This window comes from Sphingobacterium sp. UBA1897, assembly GCF_002337775.1.
Classification (GTDB): domain Bacteria; phylum Bacteroidota; class Bacteroidia; order Sphingobacteriales; family Sphingobacteriaceae; genus Sphingobacterium; species Sphingobacterium siyangense.
This window is the reverse complement of the sequence record NZ_DDGR01000024.1, coordinates 1-17,011: the sequence shown is the minus strand read 5'-3', so window position 1 is coordinate 17,011 and position 17,011 is coordinate 1. Positions and strand designations below refer to the sequence as shown.

Genomic DNA, 17,011 nt, shown 5'->3' with positions numbered 1-17,011 from the left:
CAAGCGGAAAAAAAAGAAAAAGACACAAGATGGCTACTCACAAACGTAAAAAACGTTTAAGAAAAAATAGACACAAGAAAAAATAGTCTTGTGATAAGCTTTTAAACATCTTGGCCCATTTTGCTGAGATAGCTTTACGAAACGATCTACATGTCTGTGAAGGGGATGTAGATTGTTTTTTTCGTAACAACGTTCTTTAAATGTTTAATCGGATACCCAAGATTGCGATAGGATATTGCATAGGTATCAAAAATGAGTAGCTTTTGGTAAAGGAATTAATTATCGATTCAACTCCTGATAAAGGGGTAACTATTGCTTTACTACAAGATAAGCAGCTTGTTGAACTTAACCGGGAGCCCGCAAATAATAACTTCGCCGTTGGAGATATCTATCTCGGACGTATTAAGCGAATTATGCCTGGGCTTAATGCAGCTTTCGTGGATGTAGGCTACGAAAAGGATGCTTTTCTACATTATTTAGATCTGGGTCCTCAAGTTCAATCTTTGCTAAAGCTTACGCGTATAGTGAAGAATGGCAGTTATCAAGAGAAACTGCTCAATAGTTTAAAACTTGAAAAGGATATCGATAAAGCTGGTAAGATCTCTGATGTCTTAAGCAAAAATATGCTCGTGCCAGTACAAATCGCCAAAGAACCCATTTCAACAAAAGGGCCGCGTCTGAGTTCAGACCTTTCAATTGCGGGCCGTTTTGTCGTTTTGGTACCTTTCTCAAGTACTGTTTCCATTTCCAAGCGTATCAAAGGTAGTAATGAACGCAATCGCCTAAAAAAGATTGTCGAAGGAATTAAGCCAGCTAATTTTGGCGTTATCATTCGTACAGTTTCCGAGGGTAAGGGTGTTGAAGAACTACAACGTGACTTATTGGACCTGATCTCAAAATGGGAGCTATTTACCAAACGTCTTCGTAATGCTGAACCGCCTCAAAAGGTTCTTGGCGAAATGGATCGTGCATCCACTATTCTACGAGATATTTTGACAGACGAGTTTTCGCATATTTATGTTAATGATCCTTCGATCTTCGAAGAAACAAAATCATATATACACGATATATCTCCAGACTTGGAGAAAATTGTCAAACTTTATAAACATAAAGAGCCAATTTTTGATCATTTCGGAGTTGAAAAGCAAATCAAGGCAGCTTTTGGCAAAACTGTAACATTGCCGGGCGGTGCGTACCTCGTTATAGAGCATACCGAAGCCTTGCATGTCATTGATGTCAACAGTGGTAACCGTTCTGCTAATAAGGAGAATCAGGAAGACAATGCATTGCTGGTCAATATGGAAGCAGCAAAAGAAATTGCGCGTCAGCTGCGTTTGCGTGATATGGGCGGAATTGTAGTCATCGATTTTATCGATATGCATAAACCCAATCATCGAAAAGAGTTGTATACGTTCTTAAAAGAATGTATGGTAGCGGATAGAGCGAGACATACAATTTTGCCTCCAAGTAAATTTGGATTGGTTCAAATTACACGTCAGCGCGTTAGACCTGAAATGAATATCGTCACAAACGAAAAATGTCCGGCTTGTGATGGTACAGGTGAAATCCGATCAAGTATTGTCCTCATGGATGATATTGAAAATAATTTGAGCTTTATTCTTCAAGAACAAAACGAAAAGAAGGTGACCTTATGTGTTCACCCTTACATAGACGCCTACATTAAGTCTGGTTTGATTTCTAAAAGAATGAAATGGTTCATGAAGTACGGAAAATGGATTAAAGTAAATCCAATGACGTCATATTATCTAACTGAATTCCATTTCTTCAATGCGAAGGATGAAGAAATCAAGTTATAATAGAAAGAGATTAACGAAAAGGGTTAGTAGTGATACTAGCCCTTTTTTGTTTTTATATCATTGTACTGTTTATACCCAATGGATAATTATGCCGTCTTTTTCCATTTTGCGGAAGTAAGTCATTTGTCTTTTGGCATAGCGATGTATTTCTGTCTCCAGTTTTGTGGTAAAAGCAGAATAATCGAGCTGTCCAAGAAGATGGAGTGACGCATATTTATACTCCAAACCATAGTATTGAAGTTGCTCGTGTGTAATACCTTCTGTCAAGAGCCCGCGCACTTCTTCTAAGAAGCCTTCATTCAATCGTTGTTTTAATCTTTGGCTAATGTGTTCGCGTCTGATTTCCAACGGGGGACTTAATCCGATAACAATGCTATCTACCGCTTGTTGCTGGACGATGTGATCGGGGTGGTTCTCTAAAAACGCTAATATTTCTATTGCTCGGATTATACGTTTTTTGGTTGAAAGATCGATTTGAAAGTTCACAGGTAGTGTATATTCCTGAAGACGCGCTAACAGCTCCGTCTCTGGATATGCAAGTAATAACTCCTTGAAGCCTTCGATTGATGGGATCAGCGCATAGGGATTTTCTTGGATTACACTTTGAATATATAAACCTGTACCACCACATAGGATGGTATGTTTTCCCTTTTCTAGAATGGATTGTTGGGCTTGACGGAAGTCAGCAATAAAATTTCCGAGATTGTAGCGTTTTCCCGGTTCATGAATGTCGATAAGATGATAGGGAATATCTTGGTATTCCGATAGGTCTTTTCCCGTACCGATGTCCATCCTTCGATAGATTTGGCGGGAATCAGCACTGATGATTTCAGCATCAATGTGTTGGGCCAGTTGGACGGCCAGTTTCGTTTTTCCAGAAGCTGTAGGCCCTAAGATAACGATAACTTTCTCTTTTGGAACGGTTTGCTGTTCCAAAAGAGAAAGTGTATATTTTAATCTGTCTATCACAGAACAAATTTAGTCCATTTTTCTGTTCCTTCGTTATTTTTTACAACAGTATCGATAAAAGCCATGCCTCTTACGCCATCGTAAACTGTTGGAAAATCCTGTTGTTCAGCTGTAGGAGTTTTTCCTTCACGTTTTGCTGTAACTGTTGCCGCAAAATTACGGTAGATATTCGCAAATGATTCTAATAGCCCTTCAGGGTGACCCGCTGGTACACGGGTATTATGTGTTGCAAAAGAACTCAACGTATAAGGCGCTGCGTAAGCATTACCTGTGCGATAAAGCTGACGAGGTTGATCAAGCATTTTGATAATTAAATTGTTCGGATCCTCATTCGCCCATTCCAATCCACCTTTTTCGCCATAGATACGGATACGAACAGCATTTTCTTCTCCGGCTGAAATTTGCGAAGCCATCAATACGCCTTTAGCACCATTTTCGAAACGTAAAAGCACCGAACCATCGTCATCCAATAGACGGCCTTCAACAAATGTTGTTAGGTCTGCACATAGCTCTTGGATTTTTAAGCCCGATACATATTCCGCTAAATGCGCAGCATGGGTACCGATATCACCCATAACCAACGATTTGCCCGAGCGTTTCGGATCTGCACGCCAAGCGGCTCCAGCATTCCCCTCGCGTTCCGTTAAACGACTTAACCAACCTTGTGGATACTCAACAACAATCTTTCTGATCTTACCGAAGTGACCTTCTTTGACCATTGCTTTGGCTTGTTTAACCATTGGGTAGCCTGAATACGTATGGGTAAGGCACAGCGTACGACCAGTACGTTCTACGGTTTCTTGTAATTCTTTTGCTTCTTCAACAGATACTGTCATTGGTTTTTCAACGACAACATCAAAACCTTTTTCTAGCGCTAATTTAGCGGGAGCAAAATGTAAAAAATTGGGTGTTACGATCGTTACAAAATCCATGCGTTCGCCTTCGGGAAGCAAAGATTCTTTTTCGATCATCTCTTCATAGTTTAGATAGACACGCTCAGGAGCTACAAATAAGTCTTCTCCAGATTGTTTTGAAATCTGTGGATCAATACTAAATGCACCACAAACCAGTTCAATCTTGCCATCCATAAAAGCAGCAATACGGTGTACAGCGCCAATAAAGGCGTCGTTTCCGCCTCCGACCATACCCATGCGAAGTTTTCTCTTCATAACGTTATTATTTTTGATTATTTATTTTTCAAACTTTTACAGTGTACAATATACACAATTTAGCTTATTTTATGTATAAAATCATCTTGATGCTACCCATATTTTCTTTGGGAAAGCCATGAGGGAACTGCTCCCTAAGCGCTTTTAATTCATCTGTATTTCGATAGGTATACCGCTTTGTTCCCGTGATCCAAAAGTTAATCGGTGTCGTAATTTCTTTGGCAACAAACCCAATTTTTTCGAGCGAAGAGTGTTGGCTCCAATCACGATCGGTGAAAGTCATAATGTCTCCTGGTGAGAAATCGCTACAAAAGGCTTTAATTAATTTGCTTAGGCCTCCTATAACATTAATACCTGTTTTATTACAAAAGCGTAATAGTTCAAATGAGCGATAGTCTTCATTTTTATCCAGCATTCGGCGTCCTCCAGAGAATACCGCGACGGCGACAAGCTCTCCTTGTTCATAAAGGCCATAACGATACTTGCCGGGAAGAGCGGTTTGTAAATGATGTTCCACGAGGAACTGTAAACTCGTTCTTTTGTCGATCCGGGCAACTACAGTATTGCGTGCGTAAATGCGTTTGTCATTTTTTGTTCTAGCAACAATGCGTCTGACGATCAAATCAAACTTTGTTATTAATTGGTCCTCATCGATATGAATGCAAGGGTCGGAAGTATCACGTCTAACGGATTTGTTATGAGGGTATAGTAAAATGTTAATTGCTAATTCCGGAGAGTATATTTGTATAAATCCATCATCCTGGCAAAGCCCTAATGGGACTTCAAGGGCCTGCTCTACCCTAAGCTTGAACTGCGTTGACAAATTTAAAAACGAAGGATCCATAAAACAAAAGTAACTTTTATGGAAGTTTTGACGAAATATTCACTTTTAATAATTATCCGTACCTTTGTACCGAAAAATATAATGGTGTTACAGGGTATCCTTGTAAAAAGGTACAATGACTCAGGGTGAGCAATTAGCCTGAGATGATCTGAAATAAAATCGTGCTAAAATTACAACAGGGCCTATTGATCTTTAAAAGCAAACAACGTGTAACGAACTCAGGTATAGCAATGAGTATCGGCACTTATAAATAATTATAATACATATGAAACTTCCGATAGTGGCGTATGGCGATCCTGTATTAAGAAAGGTCGCTGAGGAAATAGATGAAGACTATCCAGATTTAAAGAAATTGATTGATGATATGTTCGATACCATGTATGCAGCTCATGGTGTTGGGTTGGCAGCTCCACAGGTAGGTTTGCCTATACGGATGTTCGTTATCGACGCAACTCCTTTCGCAGAAGATGATGAAGAAAACAAAGAAGTACTCCAATCGTTCAAAAAAGTTTTCATCAATCCCATCATGGTTGAAGAGTCTGGTGAGAAATGGGCTTTCGGTGAAGGATGCCTGAGTATCCCAGATATTAATGAGGACGTATTGCGTCACAGAAATATTCGCATCAATTACTTGGATGAGAACTTTGAAGAACATGAAGTAGACTTAACAGGTTTGGCTGCCCGTGTGGTACAACACGAATATGATCATATTGAAGGTAAACTATTTACCGACAAATTGAGTGCCTTGAAGAAAACGATGCTTAAGGGGCGATTAGATGCTATCGCGAAAGGAAATATTCGCGTTGGTTATAAAATGAAATTTCCACAGCAAAAGAAAAAGCGTTAGTTCATACTAACGCTTTTTCTTTGTTGCTTCCTCCTGATAAAATTGGTTGGAGATCAAGAATATCCGTGTTCTACCTACCAATCCATCCTTTTATTCCATTTTTGAGATTGAATTGGTCATTCTGTAAAGCGTGTTATAGAAACTACACCCGCGAAGAAGGACATTCCTCAATCCAACCGGGGTAAATATAGACGATATTTAACGGCTGTCATTCGTATTAAAAATACAACAGCAGCCCCAATAAAGGCAGCCCAAGAAAGATCAAGATCGAGATGCACCAGCAAGATATACGTGAGACCTCCACCTAAACAGGCCGTAGCATATACTTCTTTTTTAAAGATTAATGGGGTTTCGTTGAGTAGGACGTCGCGCGTCATCCCCCCACATACCGCGGTGAACATTCCAAAGATAATGGCAGCATAGGTATTGCTTTCGTAATTGAGTGATTTTTGTACCCCTAGGATAGTAAAAAAGCTAATTCCGATGGCATCAAAAAGTGTCAGCGTGCGATAATAACCATACAACTGTTTGTTGAAGACAATGGCAATTAAAATTCCGAGGAAAATAGCAATGAGGTAATTGCTATCATTAACCCATACTGGGCGCAGATTCAAAAATACATCCCGCATCGATCCACCGCCAATGGCTGTCACAAAGCCTAAAAAGGCTGCCCCAAAAATATCAATATCTTTACGTTTTGCCGACAGCGTGCCTGATATTGCAAAAAATAAGGTGCCAAGCAAATCGCTTAGATAAAAATAGTTGGCATCAGTAATCATGGTAATCCTTTTTAAATCATTATATTAAAATCTCCAGTTGACGGTACCACATACCGCTTAACACCAATGGGGATAAACTTCCCTTTATTGGACAAATTTAGGAGAAATCTTGATAGTTTAAATTCACCGAAAGGCGAATAGCTTTCAAACCCGCGATTCCCTGTACATCCTCCAATTTTAAATGTTCGATGGTATGCTCAATGATGCCCATGTCGTAGATTGCCTTTATACTCAACATAAGGTCCTCCAGGATTTCATCCGATAAATAGACAATAGCAATTTTATTGACCTGAGTAAGTCGTTCTTTGGTTCGCTTTATCCGAATTTTGTCTATCCTTTTTTTGATTATTTCATAACGGATATTGAGTGATCCCTCTACATCAAATCTCCGTTCATCTTCCCGGAAGCTGATATCAATGCTATGTGGATTGATAAAAATCAATTGTGTTGTTTCTAAAGCCAGAGGCAGAATATCCTTCGCATGGTAAGCTTTCAGCGCAATTCTAGCCATAGAAATAATTTGCTGACGCCTAAATACATTAATAAATTCGTAGCTAAATGGTTGTTGTGGTGTAATGGATTCGCCGATATAAATGTCATATTCAATACCGTCTGTCCTGAATTTTTGAAAATACGATGGGTAATTCCCCTGGATAAAGCTATTGAAATGGTCTAGTTCCTTACCGATCAATTGATTGATTTGGCGTAAAGAAGTTTCAAATTCATTCCTATAAAATTCACCGGTTTCTCGATTGGTGAAAAAATGCTTCGCATAATGTTCAATCACCTCTATTTTTGACGGAAATTGCTTTCTGGCTTCTTCTAAAAATGGCTGTACGTCTTTCCTAAAAAACTCAATGATCTTGACCATCGACTCATCAAAAGAAATATGATCAAGAGATTCTGTAATTTGATCAACACGTGCTGAAAAAGTCATAATCAACTTGTGCTTTCCATCTAAAGAGAGCTCATCAATAAGCATTGCGAGCTGTTTGACCTTGAAGCTAAAGTCTTTCAGAATGGAGGCGTTTCTTATGATGGTGGAGTCTTTGACATCGACAGCACCGTAGAGCGGATAGACTTCTTCAAATACAACGGCTTTGATATGCGCATCCCGACTGTCGTTTTCCAGGTCCTGAATGTACTGGGCCGCGATATGGTTAAATTTCCACTGAACCGAAGGCTGTATGGTCGTAAACCGGTTGATGATGATATCGTCGATACGTTTTTTAAATTCTAGCGTAATATCCTGAGATAATTGTGATAAAAGCGGGACCAAAGAACCTAAGGCTTGCATTGTCTCATTGTCGAGCTGATCTTGTTCATGGCTGTATATTTCCAATATGCCTGAGAGGGAATGATTATGGATAAGTGGAATACACAGATAGGTCGTTACCCCCGAGTGGCCAATCCGCTCGTCTAAAATAGATGTGGTATTTCGGAGGCCATTCGTCGCATTATTGGTATAAAATATCACATGCGGATGTTTTAGGTAGCCCGCAAGTTCAGGATTGATCTTGAAGGTTTTATTTGCGGTATACGCTTCCGCAATCAAGATGCTCTTATTGGTGATTGAATAATCGAAAAATGGGACTCCATTTAATTGGAATAACGGAAATAAACTAAATACGGTATCAGCCCCCTTTAATAGCGGTGTGATGATTTTTTCTAAATCAGCGAAAAAGAGGTGATAATTGTATGTAGGAAGGTCCAAGAGAATGGACTGAATGCGGCGTAAAGTATGTTCCGTACTGGTCTTTCTGAAAGTTACAATACTAAAGCCCGATAACTCAAAATCTTCCAGTTTAACGGTATTGATAACGGTATTCCAATCAAAAAGCGAATCACTAGGATTTTCCGATAAACGACCGATATCAAGCGCAGGCAGTGTTTTTTTTGCCTTTATCTCAACAAATTTGAAATCGATGTCCAAATCGTAATAATCCACGATCTCCCCCTGATCATTGAGTTGATGATAAACAATGCTGCTGTTTTCATTGGAAGAAAAGCCATACAGACGCTCGAAAATGAGGGTATAAAAGAGCTTTTCTTGATTAGTAAGAAGGCTTCCGGTACGCATCTTCCCTTGAATTTCTTGCTCCACAAGCTGATGGCTAGTTAGGTCGAAAAAGGCTTCCGTTCCATAGAAGGCTTCTTCTGCTAGGGCTGTTGTGAGTGCCCAGTACCTTTTTGGAGCAGTGTCAACCAACGATACGGAGAGGCTATAAATCCATTGCAGAATATCTTTATAGGCATTGAGGTTATGCTTGCAGAGTTTACCGTTGAGATGCTCTATTTCTTTGATGCGTTCCAGCGCATACAAAGGAATCATATCATCGGATGAAGTGCCATTTTCAATAAAAGATTCCAGGTATTTGAAAAATGGTTCAAAGTCTAGCCTGCCATTTGCATACGTATTGGCCATTTTCGCCGTTGTGAGTTGTACTTTCTTTATCTCCATGGATCGAAAATTTTAAAAGCGGAAGCCTGTGCTGAAATAGGGATACCAGCCTTCATTGGATTTCGTCATGACAAAATGCAAAGGAAGTGCATTGGCGACGATGTAATAAATGCCTCCACCCACACCTTGATGAAACTTATCGCTGTTATAGCCCTTTGCCCACACTTTTCCAACATCATACATACCCATTAGTCCAAATTCACCTGGAAGAACATAGCTTTTGACATCAATTACTTTGACACGAGCCTCTAGGTTATTGTAAAGCATCTGTTGACCTGCAAATCGATACTGGCGAAATCCCCTGAGATTTTCATGGCTGCCTAGAAATAGATATTGATAAAATGTAGGGTTCCCAACAACGGTGCCCCCTCCTGTTCTATTGGCGAATATAATGCCTTCATTGAAAGCGCTAAAGTAACCCGTCATTGCAGCACTTAACTGCGCTGAGTTTTTTGAGTACTGATTGAGTCCAAAATAAGAATTCAAAGCGGCTTCAATATATAGCCCTTTACTTGGGTTAATCTTTCGATTACGGGAGTCTTGTGTTAAAAAGGCATTGATACCTGCAAAAGCTTTGTCTTTGGTAATCGATAAACTATCGTAAGAATGTAAAGCTTGGGGATTTAAAATAAATCGATCTTCATTTTCAATCTGATCTAAGTGGTAAAATTGGATATGCGGACCTACGGCAAAGTTTAATGTAGCTGAAGGTTTCCACCTTAACTGTGGATTGACATTGAAAATATTGAATCTACTTCTGTAATATTTTGCACCATACTGTTCCTTTAAGAAGAGCGAGTTATTACCTACGCCGAAAAAATTCTGCGTGTTGTCAGGAGCTTTTGCTAGCGCATCGACAACAAGATCCGCATCCCCGACAACAGCTATCCATTCGCCTCTATAGTGAATTTTATAAGCTCCGGTCCGGAAGGCTGTTGCTACAGTAAGTTGTTGCTTATAGGTAAAAGGACTTTTTCTAAATCCACGCTGATGTGTATAAGCAGCCCCTAGCCCCAGCGAAAAACCGTCATCAGCATTATAACCCGCAGTCACCAGGGGAAGCCAGGTGTTGTACAGGTTTACAGGAACAAATTGCGTGTTGGTACTATCTTGTGCATAATGAAGCTTTATTTTGTTCTTTTCACCCAGTAAAGTGGAATTTTTGGTGTTTTCGTAAAGCTGTATTTTCGATTTGCTTTGGTTGATCACATAAGTCTTTGGCGTGTTATCGCCAATAATTCGGAGTTTTATAGGAGAATTTGCGTTATCGATGACAACAGAGTCTTTTCCTTCAGCCAGATAGAGACGAATTTCTTTCGTCAGGGAATCTTTATAGGTTTTGTCCATCAATGCTTTGGTGACTTTCCCATCTTTATTGATCTTCGAAACTTTGACTTTTAAGTTTTTATTCGCTGTGCTGTATATTTCTACTTTTTCATTTTTGTCGCTGAGATGAATATCGACAATGTTATTAATGAAATTGTAATACTCTTCCATCGCCATGGGCAGTGCATCACGACGGCTTTGAAGTGTTTTAAAAATTTGCTCTCCACGAATAGCAATGGACGATTGCGGCAGGCTATGTACCGACTCCCATAATACCGAATCTGTGAGACGTGCTACAAATTGCTTAACCTCTTTGGTCCATTCCTTGTGAGGAAGCTGGTTGCTCGGATGAGCATTTAAAAAGCGTGATTTAAACAAAGAATAGCGAATATCGGGAATACCGGTCGTGAAACCTTGCATGACTGGGTTGACAAATTGCTGATAGATATCTTTCATTAGAAAACCTTGTGTGACACGCAGTGCCTGATCCCGATCGCGGGGAATAGGAATATAGTCTTTATCGTGATCTGTGCTATCCTGATTTTCATTGTACCAACGCCATTGATCCTCGTGTCGATCCCAGTCGCTTACCAGTACATCCAGCATTCTTGCGCGGAGATATGCCTTAGCCTTAAAGTTATCGTCGTTATCTTCCTGTAGTTTTCGTACAGCTTTTGGGCTGTTGTCTGAATCACCAAGAGGTTCGCGTTCTTCTAGTAAAGCCACCGTATGCTCAAAAAGCGGAGCGTATTCACCCAATATGCTGTCTTGTGCAACAACGCCGATGATTGGATGGGCATGTTGGACGTTCACGGCATTTGCCAAAGCGGGGATCATAAGCGCGGAATAGGGATGCTGCGCGCTAGTGGCATCGTCCAAGACATCCTGCACAAAGGTGCCATGTAGCTCTTCTGGTATGAGGGATTCAGTCCTTTTATTGACTGATCGTAGGGCCCATTCCCGACCGCTTGAATCTGTAAGTCGTAGAGAAACCGATTGCATCCCGCCTCCTTGTTTGACAGGACGCAGTCCCCCGTATAAGGTTGAAAGTTGGAGCAAAGGTAAGGTGGTTTCTGCAGCCCATTCTTTGCGGTAGTTTTCGCCAAGGAAGAACTTTTTGAATTTACTGGCTTTACCATATTTTGCATTTGCAACGATACTTACACTGTCCTTGATGACGGTTTTAGCAAAGGACTTGCCCTGATGTGCAGGTGACTGTGTATGTTTTTGTTGTGAATAAACATGACTAGCAAGAAAAATAAGAAAGAATGGTACAACCTTTTTCATGCCTATTTTTGTTCAAATTTATAAATGATCCCTTTATCCTGATTACCGGCTTCGCTGCTGATGTAAAGATTGAATTTTGAATCAAAGTTAATACCTTCGGGTTGAGGGAAAATCTTCGGATTTAATGGAGAGAGCGATTTTACACGAAAATTCTCATCGGTTACCACAAGGGCTTTGTCTACAGAAGATAAGATATACCATTCCTTGCTGTCTGCTTTTTTAGCTAACGCCGAGGGTTTGAACGTTTTCTTAATTTTAGCATCAAATGCCTGAAGTTGATCAAGCTGGATGGCAAATTCTCCTTTCGGCTGAAATTGACCATGCTCGTCAATTGAAAAGACATAGCCAGAGGTTTGTGGTTGTTTTCTATCGACCTTACATTCTTTACATAATACGTATGCCTGGTTACTTTCGCGGTCAACAAAAAGTCCCTCGTACTCTCCTTTTGGGAGTAAATTTTTCTGTTCAACAACGTTTTTTATATCGTCCTTTTCGGCAATCGGAAAGGAATAGATGCTGCCATTGCTCTTTAAGATAAAGAAATGTGTATTGCTTATCGAGATATCCTCATAATCGCCATCTTTTCCGAAAGGGTTGAACGTGACTTTTTGTGTCGGTTGGTTAAACTTATAAAGAAAGCCCTGCTCATCTTGGATGGCATAAATATCGTCATTCTGTCCCGCGAGAAAGGCTATCCCGGATATTTCTAATAACTCGTCTGGCAAACTCATTTTTATGCCCGAAGATAATGTATAGGGTATTTGTTGCGGTTTTTCAGCTTGAACATGAGCGAGCTTGTTGCTATTTTCCTTGGCTGTATTATTCGGGTTGCAGGCGAGAAAAATAGCGGAGGCTAAGCCTAATGCCATAGTTGTCAATATCGTCGGGTTTTTCATCATTATATGATTAAATTTAAATTGATGAAGTCATCAGATTTCTGAATGAGCTTACGTGCAATGGTTATTTTGTTGGGCTTTCAGGCTGGTCATGCTTTTATGAGATGCCCTGCTGAAGAGTCCTATTGTTTCATTTTGCCTTTCAAATAATTAAGGATTTGTTGCTGCGAAACATTCTTCTGTTGTGTTTCTATTGCCTGATTTTGCCCATGTTCATCCAGCAAAGTTGCTTCGGTGTCGTCCGCAAACTGAATATCGAACAGCTCCTGTATTTGATGGGCTAATGTTAGATTCAGCAGCGGAAAGCAAGTTTCTATACGTCGATAAATGTTGCGGTTCATCCAGTCTGAAGAACCCAGGTATACGCTGCTTTGTGCTTGATATTGAAAAATAAATATTCTGCCATGTTCTAAATATCGTCCTACAATCCGTTTCACGACAATCTTGTCGCTCAATCCAGGTACTTGTGGTTTTAGCCTACAGATTCCTCTGACCAATAACTGCAGTTTTACCCCTGCCCGGCTTGCTTCATACAATTTATTGATTAACGATTCTTCTTCCAGATTGTTTAATTTAATTTTTATTGTAGCTGTGTCTCCGGCTTTAGCGGCTTGGGTGGCCTGGTCGATCAGGGATAAAAACGTATGTTTGAGGTTGAACTGTGCAATCAGTAGATGACTAAAAGGCAGCTCATTTGGATTATGGGGTTTTCTCCGGGCTGGTAAAAACTCGAATAGCATATTTAATTCGTTGGTCAATAGCTTATTTGAGGTGATGAGGAAGTAGTCTGTGTAGACCTTCGCCGTTTTTTCATTTAGATTTCCTGTACCTAGCAATGCACTTTCTCGACCTTGTTTGCGTTTGACCAGCGCTATTTTGGCGTGTACTTTTAAATTGGGGATACTATAGGTAATTTTTACCCCCTGTTCTTTCATCAATCGAGCCCAATGTATATTATTTGCTTCATCAAAGCGCGCTTTCAATTCGACAAATACATTGACTCTTTTGCCATTTTTTGCTGCGGTAGCGAGTGCTTGTGCAATATGTGAATCACCGGCGATACGGTATAAGGTTGTGTAAATCTCGTCTACGGTTGGATCTATCGCCGCCTCGTTAAAAAAACGCAGTATGGGGTCGAACGATTCATAGGGAGTACAGATCAACAGATCCTCCCGGTCTATTTGGTCAAAGATAGATTCCTTAAAATTCTGATTCGTATTAATTTGCAGCTGTTTTGGATAAGAAAGTTCCGCTATTTTAATCGGAAATGAAAATAGATCCTTGAGATTGTGGTAATTTCCGCCTTCGACAATGCTACTTTTCCGCAGATCAAATAATGTTGCCAGTGTTTCTATCAACTGTTTTGGCAGATTTGGCTGGAATAGAAAGCGTGTCGCATAGCCAAGGTCACGTTTATTGACTTCCGTCTCGATTTTTTGGGCAATATCACCCTCAAATTCATCTTGGAGATTTAATTCCGCATCCCTTGTGATTTTAAAGGAATAGAAATTTAATGAGGTATTTCTTATGGCTTCAGGAAAAAATGCTCTGATAATATCATCTATGAGCACGACATATTTATTGCCATCGATTTCACAGGTGAAAAAGCGGCCAATATGATTTGAAGGGACATTTAGAAAGAATACCAGTTCAGTATTGTCGTCTGTAACGACGAAGTAGAGCTGATTGTTGATCGGGAAAAAAGAGGTGTCATCAATCGGTATAATTTGGAGGTAGGAGGCAATTGTAGTAAAGAAATACTGGGCTGTGAGGTCTTTTATTTCGGTCGGAATAGCTTGATTGTAAATAAAGAATATATTTTCTTTTGCTAATTCTTGGATAATATCAGCTAGTATTAGGCCAAATTTTTCCTGTTGTTTGCTGATGGTTTTTGACGCTTTTTTATACGTCCCAATATCTATGTTCGGAATGAGCTGCCCGGGATTTTGCTTCATTATTTTTTTCCAAGCCATCAGTACAGGCATTCTAACCCGATAAAATTCATCCAGATTGGATGAGAAAATAGCGAGAAACTGTAGTTTTTCCAATAAAGGTACCTCCTGACGACCAGCTTGGTCAAGTACCCTATCATTGAACGACAGCCAGCTGATGTCTCTGTTGATATAAAGGTCTTTCTTCTTCATCCGTATAAATTTATGGTTATGGCAACATGCTTACAACAACATCAATAAATGATGCAGTCTATTGGTCGCTAATGATTGATTTAAAGGCAGCATCTTTTTAAATAAAAAAGAAAGTTTGAACAATATGATCCTGACATATTCAGCTGTATTTATAGGATTGCATTAAAATATGGTTGCGACGACAAAGGAAACAACCGATATAACAAGACCAAACATAAAAATTCCATATGCGTATCGTAGAAGTTTGTATTTTCGGCCTAATACCACACCTTGTGAATAAACATCCTTGGTAAGCATGCCATATAGAAATTCCGAATCGACCATTACCTTCTGCATGCCTTCGTTGTAGTCGTCGAGTTTCATCTTGTAAAAGTTCCCAAAAAAGAGCAGATTGACTGATTTTTGTTCGATTTCCTCCTTTGAGAATTTACCAGAGGGAATTTTGGGTATTGTTGACAATATTGCCATGACCATGGTTGCTACCACGGCCGTTGTTAAGATAATTGTTGGGATAATAAGGTGCTCGTTGGCATCTAGTTTCCGGAATAAGACAGCAATCACGACGGAAAGGATAATAGAATTGACCGTTAACAAGATGTTGGCCTTGTTGTCTGCCATGTCGCTTAATCGCTGATTGTTTGAGGACGTAATCCGAAACATTGTTTCTATCCCACGTTCTGGCTTACTGCCTTTCTCCTTTTCCTTTTTGTCTTCTTTTTTGCTTTCTTTATTTTTTGAGATAGATTTCTCCTGTTTTTTCTCCAGTTCTTTTAGATTCATCTCCTTTTTGGCATTAAGCTTTTGCTGAGCATATTCAGTATGGTAATGATGGCTCATTAATAGTTTGATTGTGCCCGCCCGCCATACGTCTTTATCGATCTCCTTCCCTAATACTGCTTCAGCTTCGGCTTTCATCAGTTTGTTTCTGGTAACGAAATCCTCATTCCCAAAATGAAATAGGTCCGCGTCGCAGAGAATTTGTTCCAGTAGGTTTGTGGGATCCTGAGGCATTCTCGTTGCCAAAATACAACCTTTGATTTTTTCCTGTACGGCTTCCGGTATTCCTTTATCCTGGAGAAAATTGAAAGCAATTTCGACACTTATCTTCTCATGGCCGATAGCATTGTCAGATTTTACGTAGCCAAGGTCATGAAAGTAGGCCGCGCTAATAACAATAAAGTGATCCTCCTCTCCTAGTTTATAGTGCGATGAAATCTCCTCCGCAGCACGTACAACAGAACGTGTGTGTATCGTATTGTGAAAACAATGGCAAACTGAAATATTTTCTGTAATATAAGTTTCAGCATATTCTTCTACCTGTTTTAAAAGCTGAGCATAATCTATCATGGACCAATATGGTTTTATGTGCAATAAAAGTATTTAATATCTTTAATTTCTTAAAAATAAGGTCTTCTTTTTTGTTATTTATTAACCTAGATCAAATTTACTGAAAAAAGAGATATTCCAATAGTTGTAAAATTACCTGTTATATAAGTAGAAGGTTGACTGTTAAAACAGATCGTTAATCGGATAAGGTCTTTCAATATAGGTCATGAGGCTCAGGCCAACTGGGTTTGGATCGTTTTATAATGCGAGTGCCCCCCAGGGTTCTTCCCTAAACGGAGAAGAGTTCTGGATTGCTTATTCTTTAGTTTAGTTTTTATCTAGAGTTAGTTTAGCCTTTAGTTAGGGTTTGTTTAGCTATAACCTAAGCTATACCTAAACAAACCCTAACTAAACCCTAAGTAAACCCTAAGTAAAGTGGTAAGAAAGTATAGCTATTAAAAGGGTCAATCAGGAGTGCTGTATGCTTTCATCCCTTTATAAGCTGTGCTGCGGTATCCTTGCGGTGCCATCTTTCCGGCGGCACAATTTTCCGTCCTTTCCGGTACGGATTCTACCCGAGGGGCCGCGCAGGCTTTTGGCAGAAGATCCTGACCGGATTATGCACCTTGATGTTTTTCTATTCTTTTGGCTGCTATCTTTGCGCCCGTTCCCGTCCATCGGCTGCGCTGCCATTCCCGTCCGACCTTAGTACTTTCTTGCGCAAGCCACCCCCTTCCGGTGTCCTGCGCGGAAGCCCGCACGGGAAGCAGGGACAGAAATCCGCTGCAGATCTTAGGAAAGTACCCTTTTTGCCACCTTCGACGTAGGCCTGTGGTCAGAAACCAAAAAGAATCTTGCACCGTTACAGGCAGTTAAGGATAAAATGAAAATAATAAGAACAAAAGGCTTGGAAGTCTGCCCGAAAACTCCCTATCTTTGCACCACTCCGCAAGGGAGGGACGGTTACTTCGAGAGAAGGAATCCTGAAAAAAGAAGGGTTTAAGAGAAGTCTGGCAGGATTTAAAATCCCGCTCAGTTTATTTTAAACGCGGAAATCGAAAAAAAGGGAAAAGAAAAAAAACTTCAAAAAGTTTTTGGAAGTTCAGAAAAGATTTCTACCTTTGCAGTCCCAACGGAAACGAAGGG

At 40.0% G+C, this 17,011-nt stretch carries 12 protein-coding genes; 2 read left to right on the top strand and 10 right to left on the bottom strand.

The features are described from left to right. Positions 1–263: 263 nt before the first annotated feature. The gene (locus tag B4N43_RS15310; RefSeq protein WP_046673301.1) at positions 264–1,817 is read left to right on the top strand and encodes an Rne/Rng family ribonuclease; all 1,554 of its coding nucleotides are present in this window, start codon (positions 264–266) and stop codon (positions 1,815–1,817) included. Positions 1,818–1,886: 69 nt separating this feature from the next. Here the strand turns inward: B4N43_RS15310 and miaA are convergent, their stop codons facing one another. From miaA to B4N43_RS15295, 3 genes are all read right to left on the bottom strand, one after another. Next, positions 1,887–2,786, bottom strand: coding sequence for a tRNA (adenosine(37)-N6)-dimethylallyltransferase MiaA (gene miaA, locus B4N43_RS15305; protein WP_088163358.1), 900 nt, complete (start codon positions 2,784–2,786; stop codon positions 1,887–1,889). Beyond that, positions 2,783–3,955, bottom strand: a complete 1,173-nt coding sequence (locus B4N43_RS15300) for a Gfo/Idh/MocA family protein (protein ID WP_075990358.1) — start codon at positions 3,953–3,955, stop codon at positions 2,783–2,785. The genes miaA and B4N43_RS15300 overlap by 4 nt, the downstream gene beginning before the upstream one ends. Positions 3,956–4,019: 64 nt before the next feature. Next, on the bottom strand, positions 4,020–4,799 hold the full coding sequence (locus B4N43_RS15295) for a hypothetical protein (protein ID WP_286735519.1): 780 nt from the start codon (positions 4,797–4,799) through the stop codon (positions 4,020–4,022). 265 nt (positions 4,800–5,064) lie between these two features. On the opposite strand from B4N43_RS15295, the gene def reads away from it, so the two are divergent. Beyond that, entirely contained in the window at positions 5,065–5,646 is a 582-nt protein-coding gene (def, locus tag B4N43_RS15290; RefSeq protein WP_088163356.1) for a peptide deformylase, read from the top strand. Positions 5,647–5,813: 167 nt separating this feature from the next. Here def and B4N43_RS15285 read toward each other — a convergent pair whose 3' ends face one another. The 7 genes from B4N43_RS15285 to B4N43_RS15255 all read right to left on the bottom strand — a co-directional run bounded on the left by B4N43_RS15285 (position 5,814) and on the right by B4N43_RS15255 (position 16,725). Further along, positions 5,814–6,425 (bottom strand): trimeric intracellular cation channel family protein, encoded by a 612-nt coding sequence (locus tag B4N43_RS15285; RefSeq protein WP_088163355.1) that lies wholly within the window; start codon positions 6,423–6,425, stop codon positions 5,814–5,816. Between the two features lie 97 nt (positions 6,426–6,522). After that, positions 6,523–8,886 (bottom strand): GAF domain-containing protein, encoded by a 2,364-nt coding sequence (locus B4N43_RS15280; RefSeq protein ID WP_286735518.1) that lies wholly within the window; start codon positions 8,884–8,886, stop codon positions 6,523–6,525. A 12-nt stretch (positions 8,887–8,898) separates the two neighbouring features. Next, a complete protein-coding gene (locus B4N43_RS15275; RefSeq protein WP_286735517.1) occupies positions 8,899–11,499 on the bottom strand; it encodes a hypothetical protein in 2,601 nt (866 codons plus the stop codon). Positions 11,500–11,501: 2 nt separating this feature from the next. After that, complete coding sequence (locus tag B4N43_RS15270) at positions 11,502–12,398, bottom strand: hypothetical protein (RefSeq protein WP_286735516.1); 897 nt, start codon at positions 12,396–12,398, stop codon at positions 11,502–11,504. Between the two features lie 119 nt (positions 12,399–12,517). Next, positions 12,518–14,539 (bottom strand): polyphosphate kinase 1, encoded by a 2,022-nt coding sequence (gene ppk1, locus B4N43_RS15265; protein WP_286735515.1) that lies wholly within the window; start codon positions 14,537–14,539, stop codon positions 12,518–12,520. Positions 14,540–14,701: 162 nt separating this feature from the next. After that, positions 14,702–15,886 (bottom strand): Pycsar system effector family protein, encoded by a 1,185-nt coding sequence (locus B4N43_RS15260; RefSeq protein ID WP_232475642.1) that lies wholly within the window; start codon positions 15,884–15,886, stop codon positions 14,702–14,704. 596 nt (positions 15,887–16,482) lie between these two features. Further along, positions 16,483–16,725, bottom strand: a complete 243-nt coding sequence (locus tag B4N43_RS15255; protein ID WP_088163351.1) for a hypothetical protein — start codon at positions 16,723–16,725, stop codon at positions 16,483–16,485. Between the last annotated feature and the right edge of the window lie 286 nt (positions 16,726–17,011).